This is a genomic window from Thiohalocapsa halophila, assembly GCF_016583825.1.
In the GTDB taxonomy this organism is placed as follows: domain Bacteria; phylum Pseudomonadota; class Gammaproteobacteria; order Chromatiales; family Chromatiaceae; genus Thiohalocapsa; species Thiohalocapsa halophila.
Map to the genome: position 1 here is coordinate 1 of NZ_NRRV01000188.1, position 1,328 is coordinate 1,328.

1 protein-coding gene is annotated in these 1,328 nt (G+C 68.3%); it reads left to right on the top strand.

Going from position 1 to position 1,328, the window contains the following annotated elements:
• Positions 1-211: 211 nt before the first annotated feature.
• The gene (ychF, locus tag CKO31_RS25885) at positions 212-1,303 is read left to right on the top strand and encodes a redox-regulated ATPase YchF (protein WP_200243738.1); all 1,092 of its coding nucleotides are present in this window, start codon (positions 212-214) and stop codon (positions 1,301-1,303) included.
• Positions 1,304-1,328 lie beyond the last annotated feature (25 nt).

The following is a 1,328-nucleotide window of genomic DNA, read 5'->3' on the forward strand; positions in this document are numbered from 1 at the left end:
TGACGCTGTACTGGCCGTTCGACTCCTGGGAGCAGCTCCTCGACTTCATGCACGAGGCCCTGGAGCCCGCGACGCCGCCGCCTACTGGCCGCGCCGCTGCGCCAGGGCGGCAAATTTAGAATTGCTGGGGGCACATCCGGAGCAAACGACGAGCTTCCGCTTGGGCTATAGTGATCGGCTTTCTGTCGAGCCAACCGACCCTTACTCCGTCATGGGCTTCAAATGCGGCATCGTGGGCCTGCCCAACGTGGGCAAGTCCACGCTCTTCAATGCGCTGACCCGCTCAGGGATAGCCGCCGAAAACTATCCCTTCTGCACCATCGACCCGAACGTCGGCGTTGTGCCCCTGCCGGATGCCAGGCTCGACGCCGTCGCCGCCATCGTCCAGCCGGCCCAGGTCATCCCGACCACTATGCAGTTCGTGGACATCGCCGGGCTGGTGGCGGGGGCCTCCCGGGGCGAGGGGCTCGGCAACAAGTTCCTCGCCAACATCCGCGAGACCGACGCCGTCGCCCATGTGGTGCGCTGCTTCGAGGACGACGACGTGGCCCACGTCGCCGGCAGCGTCGACCCGGTGCGCGACATTGAGGTCATCGACACCGAGCTGGCGCTGGCGGACCTGGAGACCGTCGGCAAGGCCCTGGAGCGTGCCACCAAGGCGTCGAAGACCGGTGACAAGACCCAGCTCGCCCGCAAGGCCCTGCTGGAGCGCGTCGCTGCGCACCTCGACGAGGGCCGGCCCGTGCGCGCCATGGACCTGAGCGCCGACGAGCGCGCCGAGCTGCGCGAGCTCTTCCTGCTGACGGCCAAGCCCACCATGTATGTCGCCAACGTCGCCGACGACGGCTTCGAGGACAATCCGCTGCTGGATCGGGTGCGCGCGCACGCGGCCGCCGAGGCTGCCGAAGTCGTGCCCGTCTGCGCCGCCATCGAGGCGGAGATCGTCGAGCTCGATGAGGACGAGCGCGCCGAGTTCATGGCCGACCTGGGCCTGACCGAGCCCGGGCTGAACCGCGTCGTGCGTGCCGGCTACCGCCTGCTGGGCCTGGAGACCTATTTCACTGCTGGTCCCAAGGAATGCCGCGCCTGGACCATCCCGGTGGGCGCCACCGCCCCCCAGGCCGCCGGCGTCATCCACACCGACTTCGAGCGCGGCTTCATCCGCGCCGAGGTCATCGCCTATGACGACTTCATCGCCTGCAAGGGCGAGCAGGGCGCCAAAGAGGCCGGCAAGCTCAGGAGCGAAGGCAAGGACTACATCGTCCGCGACGGCGACGTGGTCCACTTCCGGTTCAATGTCTAGGGAGGGGCTGAGGGCTGGGGGCTGG

Excerpts from the sequence above, each read along its gene's own strand:
- ychF (WP_200243738.1), top strand. The coding sequence starts at position 212 with ATGGGCTTCAAATGCGGCATCGTGGGCCTGCCCAACGTGGGCAAGTCC.